Origin of the sequence: Streptomyces sp. HD (assembly GCF_028369295.1) — a bacterium.
In the GTDB taxonomy this organism is placed as follows: Bacteria; Actinomycetota; Actinomycetes; order Streptomycetales; family Streptomycetaceae; genus Streptomyces.
This window is the reverse complement of sequence record NZ_JAQMYP010000006.1, coordinates 166374-185776: the sequence shown is the minus strand read 5'-3', so window position 1 is coordinate 185776 and position 19403 is coordinate 166374. Positions and strand designations below refer to the sequence as shown.

The following is a 19403-nucleotide window of genomic DNA, read 5'->3' as shown; positions in this document are numbered from 1 at the left end:
CAGCGCCAGAAGGGACAAGGACGTGCCCACCCCCACCCCCACCGGCACCACCGTGAGAAGCCCGCTCCCCGCGTTACTCGTCGCCCTCTTCGGAGCGCTCCTGCCGCTCCTCGCGGCACTGCTCGTCACCGCCCCCGCGGCCGCCGCCCGCACCGCGGCCGCCGACGCGGTCCCCACCGCGACGCTCACCGAGGTCACCGACTTCGGCACCAACCCCAGCAACCTGCGCATGTACGTGTACGTGCCGGACAGCGTCACCGCCAACCCTGCGGTCGTGGTCGCCGTGCACTGGTGCACCGGCTCAGGACCGGACATGTACAACGGCACCGAATACGACACCCTCGCCGACCAGTACGGCTTCGTCGTGGTCTACCCGTCCGTCACCCGCAGCAGCAAGTGCTTCGACGTCTCCTCGCCGCAGACCCTGAAGCGGGGCGGCGGCAGCGACCCGGTCGGTATCAAGTCCATGGTCGACTGGGTCACCCGCACCTATGACGCCGACACCGACCGCGTCTTCGCCACCGGCATCTCCTCCGGCGCGATGATGACCAACGTCCTGCTCGGCGACTACCCCGACGTGTTCGCCGCGGGAGCCGCCTTCTCCGGCGTCCCCTTCGGCTGCTTCGCCACCACCGACGGCTCCGAGTGGAACAGCGCCTGCGCACAGGGCACGATCACCCGCACCGCACAGCAGTGGGGCGACATCGCCCGCGCCGCCTATCCCGGCTACACCGGACCCCGGCCCCGCATGCAGCTGTGGCACGGCACCGCGGACGACGTCCTGCGCTACCCCAACTTCGGGGAGATGATCAAGCAGTGGACGAACGTCCAGGGCGTCAGCCAGACCCCCGCCGCCACGGACACGCCCCAGTCCGGCTGGACCCGCACACGCTACGGCGGCACCGGCGACCGGGCCCCCGTCGAGGCGATCAGCCTCCAGGGCGTCGGCCACAACCTCTACGCGAACGGCATGGCGGCCCGCGTGCTCACCTTCTTCGGCCTGGACAGCGGCGGCCCCGCACCCCAGCCCCAGCCCGGCGCCTGCAAGGTGACCGCCACCACCAACGCCTGGAACACCGGCCTGACCGCCTCGCTGACGATCACCAACACGAGTACGACGCCGGTCAACGGCTGGCGGCTCGGCCTCACCCTGCCCGCCGGGCAGACGATCACCAACGGCTGGGGCGCCACGTACACCCCGGCCGCCGGCGCGGTGACGGCGACCAACGCCTCGTACAACGCGGCGCTCGCCCCAGGAGCGAGCGTCAGCATCGGCTACCAGGCGAACCACACCGGGAACAGTGCGGCACCGGGCACTTTCACCCTCAACGGGACGGCCTGTACGGCCGGCTGACCCGCGGATCAACGTCGGGGCCGGGGGCGTGGCCCCGCGGCCCCGAAGATCCGCCGCACGATGCGACGAACCTCGTCCCAAAGGTGTCCCGGCATGCCGTGCCGGGACACCTCTGGGCGGATGACATGCCGTTTTGCGGGAACCCGGGCCGCACGGAAGGCGCTGTCGAGCGAGGTGGAGTGAGGGCGAGCGATGGTTCTGGGACTCCTCACACGTCCGACCGCCGCCGCAGCCGGGCTGCTCATGACCGGGCCCCGGCTGCTGGCCGGCACAGCCGCACCTGCGGTGGGAGCCGCCGCGGGCGCCGTGGCCTCCACGGCCCGGGCCGGGGTACGCGGTGCGGACACCGCGGCACGCGTCGTGCGGGTCGCCCGCAACACGCTGCCCGTCGGCCCGCGCCCCTGGCGCTCCGGCACCCGGACCCACCTCGCGCTGCGGCCCGAGACGCCGGACCGGGTACGGCGGCAGGGCGGGATCGGGCGTGCGGCGCGCCGGGTCGCAGCGGCGCTGGCGGAGCGGCCCGACGTGGCCCTCGCCTACTGGGACGGCGGACTGCGCCGGCTGGTGGTGATCGCCGTCGAGGAGGCGGCCGGCGACCAGGTGCTGGAGAAGGCGACCGACCTCGCGGCGCGGTACGGTCTGGCCGCGACCGACCAGGTGACGGACGAGGCGGTGGAGGAGCCCGTCCATCCGGCCGACCCCGCCGGAGTACGGGCCGCCGCCGTGACGCTCGCCGCCGACGGGATCGGCATCGCCACCGCGTTCACCGGCTATGCCCTGCGTCTGCCCGCCGCACCCCGCTCGGTGACCGCACTGGTGACGCTGCTGCGGGAGAACCCGCGCTTCCGGGCCTGGCTGCGGACGAGAATCGGCCGCTCCCGGATGGACCTGGCGCTGGCCGTCGCGAACGCGGCCGCCCACGGTGCCGGCCGGACCCCGGCCGCCCTGGTGCTCGACGGCGTGCTTCGCTCACTGCAACTGGCGGAGACGGTGGCCCGCGCGGCGGCGTTCGACATGGTGCACGACGAGATCTGTGTGCCGGAGCGGCCCAGTGTGGCCGGGGACCACCGCGCGCGCCCGCCGCTGCGCACCTCCCCGGCCCAGGAGTACGCCCTGCACGCCGAGGCCGGCAGCCTGGTGGGCGCGGTGGCCACGCTGCTGGTCAAGCACGACGGCAGCGAGGCTGCGGAGGCGGTGCTCGCGGGCTCTCCCAAGGCCGCGCGCTACGGGCCCGCCGCCTTCCATGCCGTGCTGAGCGCCACGCTGTCCCGCACGGGCGTCCTGGTGCGCGACACCGAACGGCTGCGGCAACTGGAGATGGCCGACACCGTCGTCCTGCATCCGAGCGCGCTGCGGTCCCCGGGCAATGGTGCGGACGCCTGGGCCGAGGCCGTGCTGGACGCGGCACGGCGCGCCGGTCTGCGGGTCGTGATGGTGGACGATCCCGCACTGGCCGATTTCACGGGTCTCGCCGACCAGGTGGTGGGGGACGGGCGGTCGCTGAGCGATGTGGTGAACGCGGCGCGCGGCGAGGACGGCATCGTCGTCACGGTCGCCCGGCCGGAAGCGGGCGACGAGGATGTGTTCACGGGGCTGCTCGCCGGCGATGTGGCCGTCGCCCTCACCGACCGCGACGGGGCCGTCCTCTGGGGCGCCGACGTGCTGGCCCTGCACGGCCTGGCCGACGTGTGGCGGCTGCTGCGGGCGGTGCCCGCCGCGCGCGGGGTCGGCCGCAGGTCGCAGATCCTGGCCCGGTCCGGCGCCGCCCTGTCCGGGCTCCTGGTGGCCGTCGGCAAGTCCCGGCGCAGGCGCCGTACGCCCTGGCCCGGGCTGCGGCACACACCGGTCGACGCGAGCGCGGCATGGGCCCTGCTGACCGGAGTCCGAGCGGCCCTCGGTGTGGCCGTGGCCCGCGCTCCGCACCCCCGCCCGCGCGTGGCCTGGCACGAGCTGCCGCCCACCGAGGTCCGCGACCGGCTGGAGCACGAGCGGGGCCCCGAGCCGACCCTGTCCGAGCAGGCCACCGACCGGGTGCGTGGTGTGCTTCGCACCCTGGGCCGACAGCGCGTCCTCGCACCGGTCAGCGGCCCGCTGCGGCTCGCCCGGGCGGTGCGCGGCGAACTCGACGACCCCCTCACCCCGGTACTGGCAGTCGGCTCGGCCGCCGAAGCCATCCTCGGCTCCGTCGTGGACGCCCTGCTGGTCATCGGCGCGCTCGACCTGAACGCGCTGGTCGGCGGCGTCCAGCGGATGCGGGCCGAGCGGGCGCTGTCCGGGCTGCTGGCCAAGCAGAAGCAGAAGGCCCGGGTCACGACCGAGGAACCGTCGTCCCGGGCACATGTCGTGGACGCCACCAAGCTGAGCCCTGGCGACGTCATCGAGCTGAGGGCGGAGGACGTGGTGCCCGCCGATGCCCGCCTGCTGTGGGAGGACGGCCTGGAGGTGGACGAGTCCGCGCTGACCGGGGAGTCCCTGTCCGCCGACAAGGGCACCGACCCGACACCGGACGCCGCCGTGCCGGACCGCCGCTGCATGGTGTTCGAGGGCACCACCGTGGTGGCCGGGCACGCCCGGGCCGTCGTGGTGGACACCGGGGACCGCACGGAGGCCGCGCGGGCGGTGGCCCTCGCCGCCCGTACGCCACCGTCGGCCGGAGTGCAGGCCAGGCTGCGCGAACTCACCGACAAGGCCCTGCCGTTGACCCTCGCGGGCGGCGCCGGGGTGACGGCACTGTCGCTGCTGCGCGGCACGCCGATCCGGAGGGCGGTGAGCGGCGGGGTGGCCGTCGCCGTGGCAGCGGTCCCGGAGGGGCTGCCGCTGGTGGCGACCGTGGCGCAGTTGGCGGCCGCCCGCCGGCTGAGCCGCGGCGGAGTGCTGGTCCGGGCGCCGCGCACCCTGGAGGCGCTCGGCCGGATGGACACCATCTGCTTCGACAAGACCGGCACACTCACCGAGAACCGGCTGCGGCTGGTGCGCGTGACCGACGCGGACGGCACGGTCCGCACCCGGGACGATTCGGCGGCCGGCACCACGCTGCGGATCGCGGCCCGCGCCTGCCCCCAGCTCGACGGCGGCTCCGGCAGGCCCGTCCACGCCACCGACGAGGCGGTCCTGGACGCCGCCGCCCCCGACCCCGAGTGGTCCCAGACGGAGGGCCTGCCCTTCGAGGCCGGCCGCGGTTACGCCGCCGCCGTGGGCCGGGCCCGGGGCGACACCCCGGTGCTCGTGGTCAAGGGCGCCCCCGAGACGGTCCTGCCCGCCTGCCCCGGCCTGCCCGAGGCGGCGACGGAGGCGGCCCAGGCCCTCGCCGCCGACGGACTGCGTGTCCTGGCGGTGGCCCGGCGTCCGCTCGACGCACCGGACAAGGCGGCGGACATCCTCGAACAGCCCCTGGAGGAGCTGGAGTTCACCGGACTACTCGCCCTCGCCGACGTACCGCGCGACACCTCCACCGCCCTCGTCGAAGGCCTGCGCAAGGCAGGCGTACGACCCGTCATGCTGACCGGCGACCATCCGCAGACCGCCCGCGCGATCGCCGCCGAACTGGGCTGGCCCGAGGACACCGGCGTGGTCACCGGCGACGAACTGGCGTCCGCCGACCGGGAGGCACGCACCCGGATGCTGGACGACATGGGCGTGGTGGCCCGGGTCGCGCCCGAGCAGAAGCTCCAGGTCGTCGAGGCGTTGCGGGACGCCGGGCGGGTGGTCGGCATGGTCGGCGACGGCGCCAACGACGCCGCGGCCATCCGCGCCGCCGACATCGGCGTCGGCATCAGCGCCCGTGGCTCCGCCGCCGCCCGCAACGCGGCCGACGTGGTCCTCACCGACGGCGACCTGACGATCCTCGTCGAGGCCGTCGCCGAGGGCCGCGCCCTGTGGCACAGCGTCGCCGACGCCATCGCCATCCTGATCGGCGGCAACGCGGGCGAGGTGGGCTTCGGCCTCCTCGGCACCGCCCTGTCGGGCGCGTCGCCCCTGTCCACCCGTCAGATGCTGCTGGTGAACCTGTTCACGGACCTGTTCCCGGCGATGGCGGTGGCGGTGACGCCGGACGGGGCGGTGACGCCGGAGGGGGTGGGGGAGCCGGAGGGGGCGGGGGAGCCGGACACCGAGCCGCTGGGCGACTCCGTCCTCGGCGCCCCCCTGATCCGCAAGATCCGCCACCGCGCCCTCACCACCAGCCTGGGCGCGACCGCCGCCTGGTTGTTCGGCCGCTTCACCCCGGGCACGGCCCGCCGCTCGACCACGATGGCGCTGTGCGCAGTGGTGGGCACCCAGCTGGCCCAGACACTGACCGACCGGCGCAGCAGCCCGCTGGTCCGCGCCACGGTCCTCGGCTCCGCGGCCGCCCTGTTCGCCGTGGTCGAGACCCCCGGCCTGAGCCACCTCTTCGGGTGCACCCCGCTGGGCCCGGTGGCCTGGGCGGGCGTCGCCGCGGCGATCACCCTTGCGGTGTCCGGCCAGCGCGCCGTGCCGTACCTGGAGCGGGCGGTCCTGCGGTCGGCGCCCTGGGCGCAGCGGCAGGACGGGACGAGCCACCCCGACGCATAGGCGATCAAACGGACCGGTGGTACTGGTCCGGCACATGCACGTCCCCACCGAGCTCCCGTGCCGCGTGCCGCGCCCACGAGGGGTTGCGCAGCAACTCCCGCCCGAGCAGCACCGCATCCGCCTCCCCGTTGGCCAGAATCTTCTCCGCCTGCTCGGCCTCGGTGATCAGGCCCACCGCGGCGACCGGCAACGAGGTCTCGGCCTTCACCCGTGCGGCGAACGGCACCTGGTACCCCGGCCCGACGGGGATACGGGCCCCCGCGGCGTTGCCGCCGGTGGACACGTCGAGCAGGTCGATGCCATGTGCCCGCAGGTCGGCCGCGAAACGGACCGTGTCATCGGCGGTCCAGCCGTCGTCCTCCAGCCAGTCGGTCGCCGAGATACGGAAGAACAGCGGCTTGTCGTCCGGCCACACCTCCCGTACGGCGTCCACGACCTGGAGGGCGAACCGGGTGCGGTTGTCGTACGAGCCGCCGTACGCGTCGGTGCGGCGGTTGGAGTACGGCGAGAGGAACTCGTTGATCAGATAGCCATGGGCGCCATGGATCTCGGCGATCTCGAACCCGGCGGCGAGCGCACGGCGGGCGGCGTCCGCGAACTGGCCCACGATCTCCTGGATCTCGGCCACCGTCAGCTCGTCCGGCACCGGGTGCCCGTCGGCGAACGGGACCGCGCTCGGCGCGACCGGCTGCCATCCGTACCCGTCCGGCCCGACCGGCGCACCGCCCTTCCAGGGCTGGTCGGTCGAAGCCTTGCGGCCGGCGTGGGCCAGCTGGATCGCCGGCACGGTGCCCTGCGACACCAGGAACCGAGTGATCCGGCGGAACGCCTCGACCTGGGTGTCGTTCCAGATGCCCAGGTCGTAAGGGGAGATGCGGCCCTCGGGGCTGACCGCGGTGGCCTCGACGATGATCAGCCCCGTGCCGCCGGCCGCGCGGGCGGCGTAGTGCGCGAAGTGCCAGTCGCCCGGGACGCCCATGTCGGGGCCCAGCGGTGCGGCCGAGTACTGGCACATAGGGGGCATCCACACCCGGTTCGGGATCGTCACATCGCGCAGGGTGTAGGTCTCGAAGAGCGCACTCACGGCGGACTCCAATCGTCACGGGGACCAGTGGCCGACTCGTACGATAGTCATCGTAGTACGGGAGATGTCAAACTACGAGGGGTCTCGTACAATGGTGGAACCCGGCGAGGTGGGCCGGGGCAGGGAACCCGAGGAAGTGGAGCCGCCGTGACCAGCCCCGCTGTCAGCAGCCGAGACCTCCCGCACCCTGCGCGCGCGGAGATCCGTCTGGAAGGCGTGCTGCACGCGCTGTCCGACCCACTGCGGTTGCAGATCGTGCGAGAGCTCGCCGCCGTCGGCGACGAGCTCTCCTGTTCGCACTTCGACCTGCCCGTCACCAAGTCCACCACCACGCACCACTTCCGGGTGCTGCGCGAGAGTGGTGTGATCCAGCAGATCTATCGGGGCACGGCCAAGATGAACGGCCTGCGCAAGGACGACCTAGACGGCCTCTTCCCGGGACTTCTCGACGCCCTCCTCGACGCCGCCGCCCGCCAGGCCGTCCGGCTCGGCGGCGCCTGAATCCGCCTCCGAGGCCTCTGAACCGGCCTTCGCGGGCAGGTGATTGAAGAGCAGGTTCAGCACGATCGCCGTCAGACAGCCCGCGCTGATGCCGCTGTTCATCACCGTCTGGAACCAGTCGGGGAACTTCTCGTAGATCGTCGGCACGCCGACCGGCAGCATGCCCATGGCCACGGAAACGGCCACCACCGTCAGGTTGTTGTTGCCCTTGAAGTCCACCCCGGCCAGCGTCCTGAGCCCGCTCGCGGCGACCGTCCCGAACATCACCAGGCCCGCCCCGCCCAGCACCGGCGCCGGGATCGCCGCCACCACCGCGCCCAGTTTGGGCAGCAGGCCGAGCAGCACGAGGATGCCGCCCGCGGTCGCGACCACCCAGCGGCTGCGCACCCGCGTCATGCCGACGAGACCCACGTTCTGCGCGTACGCCGTGTACGGGAAGGTGTTGAAGACGCCGCCCAGCACGGTCGACAGTCCGTCCGCGCGCAGGCCGTCCGAGAGCGACCGCGGCTCGACCTTGCGGCCCGTCATCTCGCCGACCGCGATCAGGTCACCGGTCGTCTCGGTCATCGTCACCAGAGCCACCACCAGCATCGACACGATCGCCGAGAACTCGAAGGTGGGCGCCCCGAAGTGGAACGGCGTGCTGATGCCGAGCCAGTCGGCGTCGCCGACCCCGCCGAAGTCGGTGAACCCGAACGGCACCGCGACGCCGAGCCCGACCGCGATGCCGATCAGCACGGCGATCCGGCTGAGGAACGCCGGCGCGAACCGCTGCACACCGAGCACGACCGCCAGGACGAACGCCGCCAGCGCGAGGTTCTTCGGCTCCCCGAAGTCCGCCGAACCGACGCCGCCCGCCGCCCAGTTGCCCGCGACCGGCAGCAGGGAGAGGCCGATGATCAGGATCACGGTGCCGGTGACCAGAGGTGGGAAGAAGCGGAGGAGTCTCCCGAAGACGGGTGCCAGCAGAACGATCGCCAGTCCCGCGACGATGACCGAGCCGTAGATCGCGGGGAGCCCGCCGCCCGTCGTGCCGATCAGCACCATCGGGGAGACGGCGGCGAAGGTGCAGCCCTGCATGATGGGCAGGCGCACGCCGAAGCGCCAGAAGCCGATGCACTGGATCAGCGTGGCTATGCCGCACACCAGGAGGTCGGCGGTGATCAGGTACGCCAGGTCGGCGGGTGGCAGCTTCATGGCGCCGCCGACGATCAGGGGGACGGCCACGGCGCCGGCGTACATGGCGAGTACGTGTTGGAGGCCGAAGGCGGCGAGGTGGCGTGCGGGTGGGACTTCGTCGACGGGGTGTGCGGTTGTGGTCATGCGCGGACCGTAGACTCCTTGAACAGTTTGTTGATTTCGGGGGTGTTGCTGATTCGTGTCTCGCTGCGGGTTGTGTGTGGTTGCTCGCGCAGTTCCCCGCGCCCCTAAACGGCGTTGTCGTGCGCGGCGTTCAGTAGGGACTGCCAGTCGGGAAGCTTCACTACCCCTCGCCCCAGAGATGCCCCAAGTGCCGCCTCAGCCCGCTCGATCGCACACCAACCCGTCCACTCGACCGGCTCGATCCCCTCGGCGCGGAGTGCCGTGAGTGGGTCCTCGGGCACTTCGTTGCGTACGAGTACGGAGGCGTCGGCCAGCAGCGAGGTCACCGTCTCCTTGGCGTCCGAGCGGTTGGTGCCGATGACGCCCGTCGGGCCCCGCTTGATCCAGCCCGCCACGTACTCGCCCGGCGCGAGGAGGCCCTCGCGCAGTACGCGTCCGGCGTCGTGCGGCACCGTGCCGGTCGCCGTGTCGAAGGGCAGGCCCTCCATCGGTACGCCGCGGTAGCCGACCGAACGCAGGACCAGGTGGGCCTCGATGTCCTCGTACCGGCCTGTGCCCGTGACTCCGCCGCGGCCGTCGGGTGCCGTCCGTTCGAAGCGCACCGCGGACACGTGGCCGGCGTCGGCGAGGAGTTCCACGGGGCGCAGGAAGAAGCGCAGCCGGATGCGGTGGCGGGCTTCCCGTGCCGGTGCCTCGGCCCAGGCGCGCAGGGCCTCGATGTTGCGGCGCTGCGGGGCGGGCAGGCCGGAGGGGTCGGCGTAGGCCGGGTCCAGGGCCAGTTCCGCGGGGTCGACGGTCACCTCGGTGTCCGGCAGGGTGCCCAGCTCGCGCAGCTCCTTGGTGGTGAAGCGGGCCTGCGAGGGGCCGCGCCGGCCGACCATGCTGATGTCCGTGACCCGGCTCGCGGCGAGGGCGGTGAGCGCGGCCTGGGGCATGTCGGTGGGGGTCAGCTCCGCCGTGCCCCGCGCCAGCATCCGGGTGACGTCCACCGCGACGTTCCCGATGCCGATGACCACCGCCGACCGCGCGCCGATCACGAAGCCGTCGTCCACGGCGTCGGGGTGGGCGCTGTACCAGGACACGAACTCGGTCGCCGACCAGCTGCCCGGCAGATCCTCGCCGGGAATCCCGAGGTGCCGGTCGGTGGCGGCGCCCACGCAGTACACGACCGCGTGGTACAGCTCGCGGAGCCTGGCGGTCGGCACCCCGTCCGGTCCGACCTGGACGCCGCCGAGGAACCGCACCCGCTCGTGCTCCAGGACCGTGCGCAGATTGTTCTGCAGGGACTTGATCTTCTCGTGGTCCGGCGCCACCCCGTACCGCACCAGGCCGTACGGGCACGGCAGCCGGTCCAGGACGTCGACGACCACGTCGGGATCCTGCTGTACAAGGCTCTGGGCGGTGTAGCACCCGCTCGGCCCGGAGCCCACGACGGCGACATGCAGCACGGCGGAACTCCTTGTCCGAGGGTGTCCGAGGGATCTTCGGGGAACTTCAGGAGTCGCTCTCAGGTCCAGCATCGCACCGCCGCCGCTCCGCTGACAGGGTGCTGTGCGTCGGCAGGGGCGCGTGTTCGTTCAGTATGGAATGTGATCATGCGGTTACGTTGCGTGTGTGCTGGAAGCATCCTTTCTTAATCTTTCCGATCGTCGTCCGGCGGAGGGCGCCGTCTCCGTGTGGCCCGCGTGGGAAGTGCGGGACGGTGCCGGTGCCACGACATGGTTCGGTGTCCGGCTGGAGTTCGGTGACGGTGCCCGGGTCGACGCGCATGCCGTGCTGGCCAAGGGGTGCGTCTCCATCGAGGACGTGCGGGCCGAACCGGCGCTGTCCCTCGACGACCTCGCGGCGCTCGCCGACTGGATCGAGGATCCGCTCTTCGATGCGTGCGGGATCGGGGTGGCGCCCGAGGGCGTCGAGGCGGAGGGCGGTGAGGCGGACGGCGATGATCCCCGGCCGGGCTGGCCGCGGGGCGCGGAGGGGCGGTGGCTCGTCGCGCAGAAGTACCGCGAGGCCCAGGAGCAGGGCGTCGACCCGGTCCTCGCGGTGATGCGGGCGACGGGGTACGGCCGCCGCAAGTCGCTCAGGCTGATCGGTGAGGCCCGCGACGCGGGCTTTCTGACCAGGCGCCGGGCCCGTCGCTGAGCCCGGTCCCGGCGTCGCGGGGCGGGTCGCGCGGGTCGGTCAGAGCATGCCGCGCATCCGCGTGATCTCGCTCGTCTGCTGAGCGACCACCTCGTCCGCCATCTCCTCGATCACGATGTTGTTGCCCTGCCCCTTCACATCCGTGGCCATGGTGATCGCGCCCTCGTGATGGGTGATCATCAGGGTGAGGAAGAGCTGGTCGAAGGCCGTTCCGTGCGCGGCGCGCAGCTTCTTCAGCTGTGCCTCGGTCGCCATGCCGGGCATCGAGGCGTGGTGGTGGCCCTCGCTCCCGTCGGCCTTCTCGGACTTGCCGTGGTTCTTCAGCCAGCCCTTCATGGCGCTGATCTCCGGGCCCTGCGCCGCGGCGATCCGCCCGGCGAGCGCCTTGACCTTCCTGGACTCGGCGCGGTCCGGCGCGAGTTCGGTCATTTTCAGTGCCTGGGCGTGATGCTCGATCATCATCCGCGCGTAGGTGACGTCTGCCGAGTTGGGGGAGTCGTCCTCGGCGCGCTGCCGTGCGGCCTCCTCGGCGGACAGCTTCTGGTTCGACTCGCCGGGCTTGCCCGGCACGATCACCGAAGGCCCGCTTTCCGGGGCCGACCTGGCGTCCGAGTCGGAGTCGCAGCCGCCGAGCGCGAGCACGGCCAGGGCGGCCAGCGAGGCCAACGCGGCCCTGGCGAGGGCCACTTGGCGCGAAGGCGACTTGGTCACATGTGCATGGCCCCCTGTTGATATGCGCATGGCGAAGACCATACTCGGGCGTGCGTGAACCGTTCCAGTGCGAACGGAACAAGGGAGGAAAACAGTGATCCTGTTCAGCAGTCCCCGAACGCGGCGCAGACGCCTGGCAGTTGCCGCTGCCGCCGCCGGGCTCCTTGCCGCGTTACTCAGCGCGCAGCCGGCCGCCGCGACCCCCGACCCGGGGGACGGCCCCGTCGCGGAAAAGAAGGTCTCCGAGAGAACCCGCGCCGAAGTCCGTGAGGCACTCGCGGACGGCGAGATACCCGGCCAGGACGAGATCGTCCACTCCGACAACATCGAGCATCTGGCCCACGTCCCCAAGGACGCGCTCCAGGGCACCAATTCGGACCTCGCCTTCCAGGGCAGGTACGCCTTCGCCGGCAACTACGACGGCTTCACCATCTATGACATCGGCAACCCGAAGGCACCGAGGACGGTCGCCCAGGTCCTCTGCCCCGGTTCCCAGAACGACGTCTCCGTCTCCGGCGACCTGCTCTTCCTGTCCACCGACTCCTCGCGCAGCGACAGCAGTTGCAACAGCACCACGCAGCCCGCGACCGAGAAGTCATCGTGGGAGGGCATGAAGGTCTTCGACATCAGCGACAAGACCAACCCGAAGTACGTCGCCGCCGTGGAGACCGCCTGCGGCTCGCACACCCACTCGCTGGTGCCCGAGCGCAAGAACGTCTACATCTACGTCTCCTCGTACTCGCCGAACGCCACCTATCCCGACTGCCAGCCGCCGCACGACGGCATCTCGGTGATCAAGGTGCCGCGCAAGGCTCCCGAGAAGGCGGCGGTCGTGGGCTTCCCGGTGCTGTTCCCCGGTGAGGGCCCCGACGGCGGCGGCAACCCGGGCTCGCCCACCAACCCCGGCGTCTCGAAGACCACCGGCTGCCACGACATCACGGTCCTGCCCGGGAAGGACCTGGCCGCGGGCGCCTGCATGGGTGACGGCATCCTGTTCTCCATCGCCGACCCGGAGCACCCGAAGATCATCGACCAGGTCCAGGACAACGTGAACTTCGCGTTCTGGCACTCGGCGACCTTCAACCAGAAGGCCAACAAGGTCGTCTTCACCGACGAACTGGGCGGTGGCGGAGCGGCCACCTGCAACGCCGCGACCGGCCCGGACCGCGGTGCCGACGGCATCTACGACATCGTCGGCAAGGGCGACAAGCGCAAGCTCGTCTTCCGCAGCTACTTCAAGATCCCCCGCCACCAGGCGGACACCGAGAACTGCGTCGCCCACAACGGTTCGCTGATCCCGGTCAAGGGCCGCGACATCATGGTCCAGGCCTGGTACCAGGGCGGCATCTCGGTCTGGGACTTCACCGACTCCAACAAGCCGAAGGAGATCGCCTACTTCGACCGGGGTCCGCTCTCCACCGACACCCTCAAGTCGGGCGGCTCGTGGTCGGCGTACTACTACAACGGCCACATCTACTCGAACGAGATCGCCAGGGGCTTCGACATCCTGAGGATCAACGACAAGCGCACGGACCCGGCCCGCTGGGTCCACATGCGCGAACTCAACGTCCAGACACAGCCGGACTACTTCGACTGACCCTCCGGGCAGCCGGGTGAGGACCCGGTCGCGAAGAACCGCGACAGATCCGTGTCGCACGTCCCGCCGGGCTCGGTCCCCGAATCCGGCGGGACACCCATCTCCCACTCCAGCCGGTAGCGCTTGAACAGCTCGGCCCGCAGCACCGGCACGGACATCGGCACCCCCGGCACCAGCGCCGCGTAGACCGCGCCCATCAGCAGCGCCCGCAGCATCGGATAGTCGGCGTCGACGTCCCGCGAGCCGTACCGCACGCAGGTGTCCCGCAACAGCTCGGCCAGCTGCCGCTGCTCCGGGCACTGTACAAAGCCCTCGCCCAGCAGGATCCCCGCCATGTGCTGGCGCATCAGCACCGGCCGGTCCCGGGCCAGGCCCAGGATCGCGTCGATGGCCCGGGCCAGCCGCTCCCGGCCGTCCTCGCTGCGCGGCTCGCGTTCCAGCGCCTCCTCCAGCGTGCGGTGCATCAGCCGGTGCACGGCGGACTGCACCAGCTGCCGCTTGCCGGGGAAGTAGTACGACACCAGACCGCGCGCCGAGCCCGCCCGGTCCGCGATGTCCCCCAGCGTGGTGGCCTCGTAGCCGCGCTCGGCGACGATCTCCACCGCCGCCTGCAGCAGCCGCTCCCGGGACCGCCGCCGCAACTCTTCATTGACCGAGGCGCTGCGCGGGGACATGCTGTAACTCCTGCGTTGACTGGCTGCCAGCCAACTATACTCAGCGCTTCCGGCCCGGTCCCGAATCGGCCTGGTCGGGGTTGCTGTCTGCCCTGGGCGACGCGGGGGATCGTCCAGGGCGGGCTCGACCCCCCGGATGGTGGCCGGAGGCTACTTCTTTCGCAGCGGGTCGGATCCATTGGCCCGCGGGACGCCGCCCACGAGATCCAGCACCGGCCGCAGCCCGTCCGGCCGCTGCGCCGCCGGCAGATGGTCCACGAAGTGCACCGCACAGCCCAGCGCCGCGGCACCCCCGTCGGCACGCCGGTCGTCGCCGACCATCACGACGTCCCGCGGATCGGCGCCGAGCTCCTCGCAGGCGGCCCTGAACAGCCGCGGGTCGGGCTTCTGGATGCCGTGCTCGTACGACAGCACATAGCTCTCCACGTACGGGTCGAGACCGTGCTCCCGGAACACCGGACGGATGTCCCAGCCGACGTTGCTGACCACGCCGACGCCGATGCCGCGCTCGCGCAGCGTCCGCAGCACCTCGGCGGTGTCGGGATACGGCGCCCATGCCGACGGCGACATGTGGCGGTCGTACAGCATGTCGGGCAACCGCTGGTCGGGCAGCCGCACATGCCGGGAGAGCCCGGTGTAGGCGGCCCGGTGCAGCTCCGCGCTCTTGTCCCGCACCCCCCAGACGCTCGCGACGTCCTCGGGGAGCCAGGACGGATCGCCCCCGCCCGGCAGCGCGCCCATGGCCTCCAACGCCCGCGCCGCCTCGGTCAACTCGGCCTCTTCGAGCTCCAGCCGCGCCTCGGCGAGCGTTCCGCGCAGCCAGGACTCGGTGGACTCGATACGGAAGAGGGTTCCGGAGAAATCGAACAGAACTGCGGTCATGATCCGGATCCTACGGGGCCGCCTTCCGCCGCGCGGGCGGTTCGCGGCCACGGAACGCTCGGACGGTTTCAGTCCCGCCAACGGATGTGCACCCACACCGCCAGCACCACGACCAGCGCGCCCAGCAGCCAGCCGCCGACGACATCGGTGGCCCAGTGGACGCCCAGCCACACCCGGGTCAGACCGACGCCGGCCACGGAGACCGAGACCACGGCGACGGCCGTACGCCACAGGGCGCGTCCGGCGCCGTAACGGTGCAGGAGCCACAGCAGCAGCCCGCACACCACCGTGGCCGTCATGGCGTGGCCGGAGGGAAAGGCGGCGTAGTGGGCGGAGTCGACGGGGTCGGGCCAGACGGGGCGGGGCCGGTCCACCACGGCCTTCAGGGTCTGCTGGACCCCTGTGGCGAGCGCACATGTGGCTACCAGCCATACGGCCGTCCAGCGCGCCGCTCTGCGCCACACCAGCCAGATCGCGACCGCAGCGGTCAGGGTGCGCATCGTCCATGGATCCCAGACCCAGTCCGTCAGGATGCGGAACGTGTGCGTGACGCCCTGTTCGTCGACCGCCCAGCGATGCGTGGTCTCGGCGATGTCCCCGTCGAGGGTCATCAGCGGGTACCACCGGACCGCCACCAGGGCGAGCAGCAGCGCCGAGCACAGCGCCAGGGCACCGGCCCAGCGGGAGGTGCCGTGCTCGGCCGGCGGGCGGGGCGGGGAGTCGACGGACTGGGTGTGCATACTGCGATCCTCGCCGACCGCAGGGCGAGAGGCGAATGCCGGGGTGGATTTGCGACGCCCCCCACAGCGTGCGCAGGTGTAACGGCCGCGCCGTCAGGCGCCGGTCAGAGGGTCAGCAGCATCGCCACCATCGCGATCCCCATCGACAGCCGGCAGGCCCGCGCCAACTCCGGCCGGTCGCCCCATGCGACGGCCCCGCCGCCCGCGGTCACGGGCACCAGCCGTACCCCGGACAACAGCACGTACCCCGTGAAATACAGCAGCAGCACGCCCGTCACCAGCGGGATCCCGGAGTCGCCGTGCCCACCCCCGTGCCCGGGCGCGACGGCCATCGCGACCGCCATGTAGACCATGGCCGACACGCCCACCAGATGGTGCAGATGATGGCCACCCGCCCGCGCCGACCACAGCGCGTGCAGGGCGGCCGCCCCGAACACGGCCGCGTAGCCGGGCCACGCCCACGACGGCGGCGTGAACACCGCGGCGGGCACCGCCATCACCGCCATCCCGAAGCCCATCAGCGCCTCGCCGCCCGCGGCCCGGCGCTGCTCCTCGACATGGCTGCGCATCCGCAGCAGACAGTAGGCCCCGGTCGCCGCACACAGCGCGACCAGCAGCCAGCCGTGCGAAGCCGGTCCGTGCATGCGCACCCTCCCCGCTCGACGCTCTCGGACAGTCCGTCGATGCCCGGGCGGCGCGGCGCGCACGCGAGCGCAAGGGTGTACACGGGGAGCACTCGGCGGAGCACGGCCGGTCAGCCGGACCGGGCCGCTGATCACCGAGCGGATCGTGGACGCTCTGGTCGGTGCGCCGGCCGGTCTCGTCGTCGCGGTGGCCGTACCCGACCGGCGGAGGCAGCGGGTCGTGCACGCCGAGCGGACCGCACCCCGTACGCTCGCGGCTACGGGGCGGAGCCGGGGCCTGTCCGACGCATCCCGGCCGCACCCGGACCAGCGCACGGGCAGCGACACGACGGAGGGCGTACTGCCATGACGGCGACCAACGGCGGGCCGACCGGGGCGAGACAGGACACGGTGGCCGCCGTCGTCCGGCAGTGGCAGGCCGTCCACCCGGATATCGACACCGCCCCCATCGAGATCATCGGCCGCATCAACCGCTGCGCCGCCCTCCTCCAGCAGGCCGAGGACGCCCCCCTGCGCCGCGCCGGCCTCAGCCGCCCGGAGTTCGACCTGCTCGGCGCGCTGCGCCGCACCGGCCAGGAGCTGACCCCCAGTGAACTCGCCCGCGAGACCTTCTCCTCGGGCGCCGCCGTCACCAAACGCCTCAAGCTGCTGACCGAACGCGGCCTGGTGGAGCGCCGCGGCGACAGCCGGGACCGGCGCGTCGCCCACCTCCGCCTCACGGACGCGGGCCGGGAGCTCGTCGACGGCACATTGCCCGAGCAACTTGCCTACGAGACGACCGTACTGTCCGGGCTCGCCCCGAAGGGACAGCACGAACTGGCCTCCCTGCTGGGCGAGTTGCTGGCCCAGTTGGAGGGGCGGCTGGGCGCTCTGCGCGTCTGAGCCCCCGAGCTGCGGTTTCGGAACTTTCGGAGCGGGAACCCCGTTGACTCGGCATACATGATCTTCCTAAGTTCGACCGGCCGGTCCGGATCACCGGCACGCGTGCGGCATGTCGAACCAAAAGGAGGGGTGCCGTGGCAGTCGAAGACCCCGGGCCCGGGACGCTCACGATCGACCTCGGCGCCGGGACGGGCCCCTTCCACGGTGGCGCGAGCGGCACCTCCTACGGACCGTACGGCGACGTCCACGTCCAACTGCCCGGCCTTCACCGGGGGTTCCCGGAGGTCGTCCGCCGCCAGGTCGAACACGCCCTCACTCTGGGCGAGTCGGCCTCCCGCATCGTGTACGTCCCGTTCGGCGAACCCGAGGGCCACGGCCGCGTCTCCTGGCGCACCGACCCGCGCCCCTACTTCGCCGCCTGGCAGGAGACGTACCGCCTGATCAAGGGTCTCCACCCCGGGGCGCGCGTCGCCGGACCCGACACCGGCATGTCGTACCCCGAGGTCAGGGGCTTCCTGGAGTTCGCCAAGGAGCACGGTGTGGTCCCCGACGTGATCACCTGGCACGCCCACGACCACCACCTGTCCGTGCCGGGCCGGATGGTGCAGTGGATCGCCGCGATCGAGGAGTCCAAGGTGGACTCCGACCTGGCGTGCCGGGACATCGACGGCAAGGGGACCGGCCAGTGGTGGCTGTTCAACGCCTACGGCCGTATGACGGGCACCACCGTGCGGGTCATCGCCCCGCGCACCGACGTGCAGCACCCTCTCCAGGGCGTCGCCACCCTGGACACCGAGAAGCGGCAGTCGCGGCTGCTGTTCGGCGGCGCGGGCGGCACCGCGAACGTCGTCTTCGCCAACGTCGACCCCGAGGTCTTCGGCGCGACGGTGCATGTGCGGCTGGACGAGCTCCGCTGGGCGGGCCGAGTCGGCGCGAGCGGGCCGCCGTTGAGGATGCGTGACGATGAACTGCCTGTCGTGGACGGCATGGTGGCCCTGCCGCTCACCGGCCTCGACGAGATGTCCGCGTATCACCTGATCCTGTCACCCGGCGGCCACGGCGCCGACCCGCTGCCGCCCGAGGTGCGCTGGCGGCGGACGTACGAGGCCGAGGACGCGACCTGCACCGGCGGCGGTCACTCGAAGAACGGTCCCGAGGACGGCCTGCGCACCGGCTTCGACGGGGTGCTCACCTTCGACGTGGAGGTCCCGCAGGACGGGACGTACGACATCAGCGTCTACGCCGGCTCCCACAACCAGGCCGACCCCGTCCGCGAGCAGGGGCCCACCCACGTCTTCCTGCGCGTCGACGGCGAACGGCCCCGCGAGCTGCTGCTGCCGCTCGGCCACGGGTGGGCGGTCCGGGGCCACACCGAGGCCGACCTCACCGCGGGCGGCCACCGGATCACCCTCGCCGCGCAGGACCCGGATCTCGGCGCCGCCAGGGGCGACGCCGTGATCGACGGACTGGACCTCACCCTGCGCGCCACCGAGGGCCCCGCGCCGTACGACGCCGAGTACGCGGACCTGCGCGACGGCGCCCGCGTCAGCCACGCCCACCGCGGCGCCTCGGGCCCCGGCGTCGCCGTACTGCCCCGGGGCGGCACCGCGACCTTCTGGGTGCACGCGGCCGACGACGGCGAGGCGACGGTCACCGTCGAGCGGCTCGGCCCCGGAGAGGGCGTGGTGACGGTCGACGGCGAGGCGGTCGGACGCGTCGAGGAGGGCCCGCTGCCGCTCTTCCTGGCCGGCGGCATCAACAAGATCACGGTCACCGGCACCTCGGAACGGCTGATCGTGGACCGGCTGCGGGTCGGCCCGTCCCGGGGCCTGCTGCCGGGCACGTCCTACGCCGCCGAGGACGGCGTCCTCACCGGTACCGCGAAGGTGACCGCACTCCCGTACGCCACGGGCGGCAAGGCAGTGGACGGCATAGGCGGCGGCCCCGGCAACGCCCTCACCTTGACAGTCACCGCTCGGCACGCCGGCCCTCACGCCCTGACCATCCGCTACTCCAACGGCGAGCAAACCCCGGCCACCCGCTACAACCCAGACCCGGTCTGCCGCCATGCCGACCTCACGGTCAACGACGGCACACCGCACCGGATCCTGTTCCCCACCACCTTCGACTTCAACGCCTTCCGGACTCTCACCGTCCCCGTCACCCTCGTCCAGGGCGCCAACACCCTCACCTTCACCGTCGGCGAACTCCCCGCCTTCGACGGGGAGTTCAGGAATGCACACGACCGGGGCCCGGCCTGCGCGCCGGTGATCGACCGTGTGACGGTGACGCCGCTGACCGTGCCGCGCTAGGCGGGC

General features: G+C 72.3%; 16 protein-coding genes. 8 read left to right on the top strand and 8 right to left on the bottom strand.

Features of this window, described 5'->3' with window-relative positions:
• Positions 1-22 precede the first annotated feature (22 nt).
• Positions 23-1354, top strand: coding sequence for an extracellular catalytic domain type 1 short-chain-length polyhydroxyalkanoate depolymerase (locus POF73_RS08525; RefSeq protein WP_443049464.1), 1332 nt, complete (start codon positions 23-25; stop codon positions 1352-1354).
• 192 nt (positions 1355-1546) lie between these two features.
• The gene (locus POF73_RS08520; RefSeq protein WP_272113920.1) at positions 1547-5905 is read left to right on the top strand and encodes a cation-translocating P-type ATPase; all 4359 of its coding nucleotides are present in this window, start codon (positions 1547-1549) and stop codon (positions 5903-5905) included.
• A gap of 4 nt (positions 5906-5909) precedes the next feature.
• Here the strand turns inward: POF73_RS08520 and POF73_RS08515 are convergent, their stop codons facing one another.
• A complete protein-coding gene (locus POF73_RS08515) occupies positions 5910-6989 on the bottom strand; it encodes an NADH:flavin oxidoreductase/NADH oxidase (RefSeq protein ID WP_272113919.1) in 1080 nt (359 codons plus the stop codon).
• A 147-nt stretch (positions 6990-7136) separates the two neighbouring features.
• On the opposite strand from POF73_RS08515, the gene POF73_RS08510 reads away from it, so the two are divergent.
• Entirely contained in the window at positions 7137-7490 is a 354-nt protein-coding gene (locus tag POF73_RS08510) for an ArsR/SmtB family transcription factor (protein WP_272113918.1), read from the top strand.
• On the opposite strand, the gene POF73_RS08505 is transcribed toward POF73_RS08510, so the two are convergent.
• Together POF73_RS08505 and POF73_RS08500 are read right to left on the bottom strand one after the other, a co-directional pair.
• Positions 7410-8813: a nucleobase:cation symporter-2 family protein gene (locus tag POF73_RS08505; protein ID WP_272113917.1), complete on the bottom strand. Its 1404-nt coding sequence runs from the start codon at positions 8811-8813 to the stop codon at positions 7410-7412. The two genes, POF73_RS08510 and POF73_RS08505, sit on opposite strands and share 81 nt — an antisense overlap.
• Before the next feature lie 104 nt (positions 8814-8917).
• The gene (locus tag POF73_RS08500; RefSeq protein WP_272113916.1) at positions 8918-10261 is read right to left on the bottom strand and encodes an FAD-dependent oxidoreductase; all 1344 of its coding nucleotides are present in this window, start codon (positions 10259-10261) and stop codon (positions 8918-8920) included.
• A gap of 166 nt (positions 10262-10427) precedes the next feature.
• Here POF73_RS08500 and POF73_RS08495 point away from each other — a divergent pair, with 166 nt between their 5' ends.
• Positions 10428-10955, top strand: a complete 528-nt coding sequence (locus tag POF73_RS08495) for a DUF6214 family protein (RefSeq protein WP_272113915.1) — start codon at positions 10428-10430, stop codon at positions 10953-10955.
• 39 nt (positions 10956-10994) lie between these two features.
• Here POF73_RS08495 and POF73_RS08490 read toward each other — a convergent pair whose 3' ends face one another.
• The gene (locus POF73_RS08490) at positions 10995-11696 is read right to left on the bottom strand and encodes a DUF305 domain-containing protein (protein WP_272113914.1); all 702 of its coding nucleotides are present in this window, start codon (positions 11694-11696) and stop codon (positions 10995-10997) included.
• A gap of 64 nt (positions 11697-11760) precedes the next feature.
• Here POF73_RS08490 and POF73_RS08485 point away from each other — a divergent pair, with 64 nt between their 5' ends.
• Entirely contained in the window at positions 11761-13263 is a 1503-nt protein-coding gene (locus POF73_RS08485; RefSeq protein WP_272113913.1) for an LVIVD repeat-containing protein, read from the top strand.
• Here POF73_RS08485 and POF73_RS08480 read toward each other — a convergent pair.
• From POF73_RS08480 to POF73_RS08465, 4 genes are all read right to left on the bottom strand, one after another.
• The gene (locus POF73_RS08480; protein ID WP_272113912.1) at positions 13251-13937 is read right to left on the bottom strand and encodes a TetR/AcrR family transcriptional regulator; all 687 of its coding nucleotides are present in this window, start codon (positions 13935-13937) and stop codon (positions 13251-13253) included. The two genes, POF73_RS08485 and POF73_RS08480, sit on opposite strands and share 13 nt — an antisense overlap.
• A 150-nt stretch (positions 13938-14087) precedes the next feature.
• Positions 14088-14819 carry an HAD family hydrolase gene (locus tag POF73_RS08475; RefSeq protein WP_272113911.1) on the bottom strand — a complete coding sequence of 244 codons (732 nt, stop codon included), beginning with the start codon at positions 14817-14819 and terminating at the stop codon, positions 14088-14090.
• A gap of 68 nt (positions 14820-14887) precedes the next feature.
• Positions 14888-15559 carry a phosphatase PAP2 family protein gene (locus POF73_RS08470; RefSeq protein ID WP_272113910.1) on the bottom strand — a complete coding sequence of 224 codons (672 nt, stop codon included), beginning with the start codon at positions 15557-15559 and terminating at the stop codon, positions 14888-14890.
• A 104-nt stretch (positions 15560-15663) separates the two neighbouring features.
• A complete protein-coding gene (locus POF73_RS08465; RefSeq protein WP_272113909.1) occupies positions 15664-16203 on the bottom strand; it encodes a DUF5134 domain-containing protein in 540 nt (179 codons plus the stop codon).
• Between the two features lie 145 nt (positions 16204-16348).
• Between POF73_RS08465 and POF73_RS08460 the strand changes: the two genes are divergently transcribed.
• The 3 genes from POF73_RS08460 to POF73_RS08450 all read left to right on the top strand — a co-directional run bounded on the left by POF73_RS08460 (position 16349) and on the right by POF73_RS08450 (position 19397).
• Positions 16349-16552, top strand: coding sequence for a hypothetical protein (locus tag POF73_RS08460; RefSeq protein ID WP_272113908.1), 204 nt, complete (start codon positions 16349-16351; stop codon positions 16550-16552).
• A complete protein-coding gene (locus tag POF73_RS08455) occupies positions 16549-17085 on the top strand; it encodes a MarR family winged helix-turn-helix transcriptional regulator (RefSeq protein ID WP_272113907.1) in 537 nt (178 codons plus the stop codon). Before POF73_RS08460 ends, POF73_RS08455 begins: the two co-directional genes overlap by 4 nt.
• Before the next feature lie 134 nt (positions 17086-17219).
• On the top strand, positions 17220-19397 hold the full coding sequence (locus POF73_RS08450; RefSeq protein WP_272113906.1) for a cellulosome protein: 2178 nt from the start codon (positions 17220-17222) through the stop codon (positions 19395-19397).
• Positions 19398-19403 lie beyond the last annotated feature (6 nt).

Bases quoted from the DNA above. Each gene is read 5' to 3' on its own strand.
- POF73_RS08520 (WP_272113920.1), top strand. From the start codon at position 1,547: ATGGTTCTGGGACTCCTCACACGTCCGACCGCCGCCGCAGCCGGGCTG.
- POF73_RS08505 (WP_272113917.1), bottom strand. From the start codon at position 8,813: ATGACCACAACCGCACACCCCGTCGACGAAGTCCCACCCGCACGCCAC.
- POF73_RS08490 (WP_272113914.1), bottom strand. From the start codon at position 11,696: ATGCGCATATCAACAGGGGGCCATGCACATGTGACCAAGTCGCCTTCG.
- POF73_RS08480 (WP_272113912.1), bottom strand. From the start codon at position 13,937: ATGTCCCCGCGCAGCGCCTCGGTCAATGAAGAGTTGCGGCGGCGGTCC.
- POF73_RS08475 (WP_272113911.1), bottom strand. From the start codon at position 14,819: ATGACCGCAGTTCTGTTCGATTTCTCCGGAACCCTCTTCCGTATCGAG.
- POF73_RS08470 (WP_272113910.1), bottom strand. From the start codon at position 15,559: ATGCACACCCAGTCCGTCGACTCCCCGCCCCGCCCGCCGGCCGAGCAC.
- POF73_RS08465 (WP_272113909.1), bottom strand. From the start codon at position 16,203: ATGCACGGACCGGCTTCGCACGGCTGGCTGCTGGTCGCGCTGTGTGCG.
- POF73_RS08455 (WP_272113907.1), top strand. From the start codon at position 16,549: ATGACGGCGACCAACGGCGGGCCGACCGGGGCGAGACAGGACACGGTG.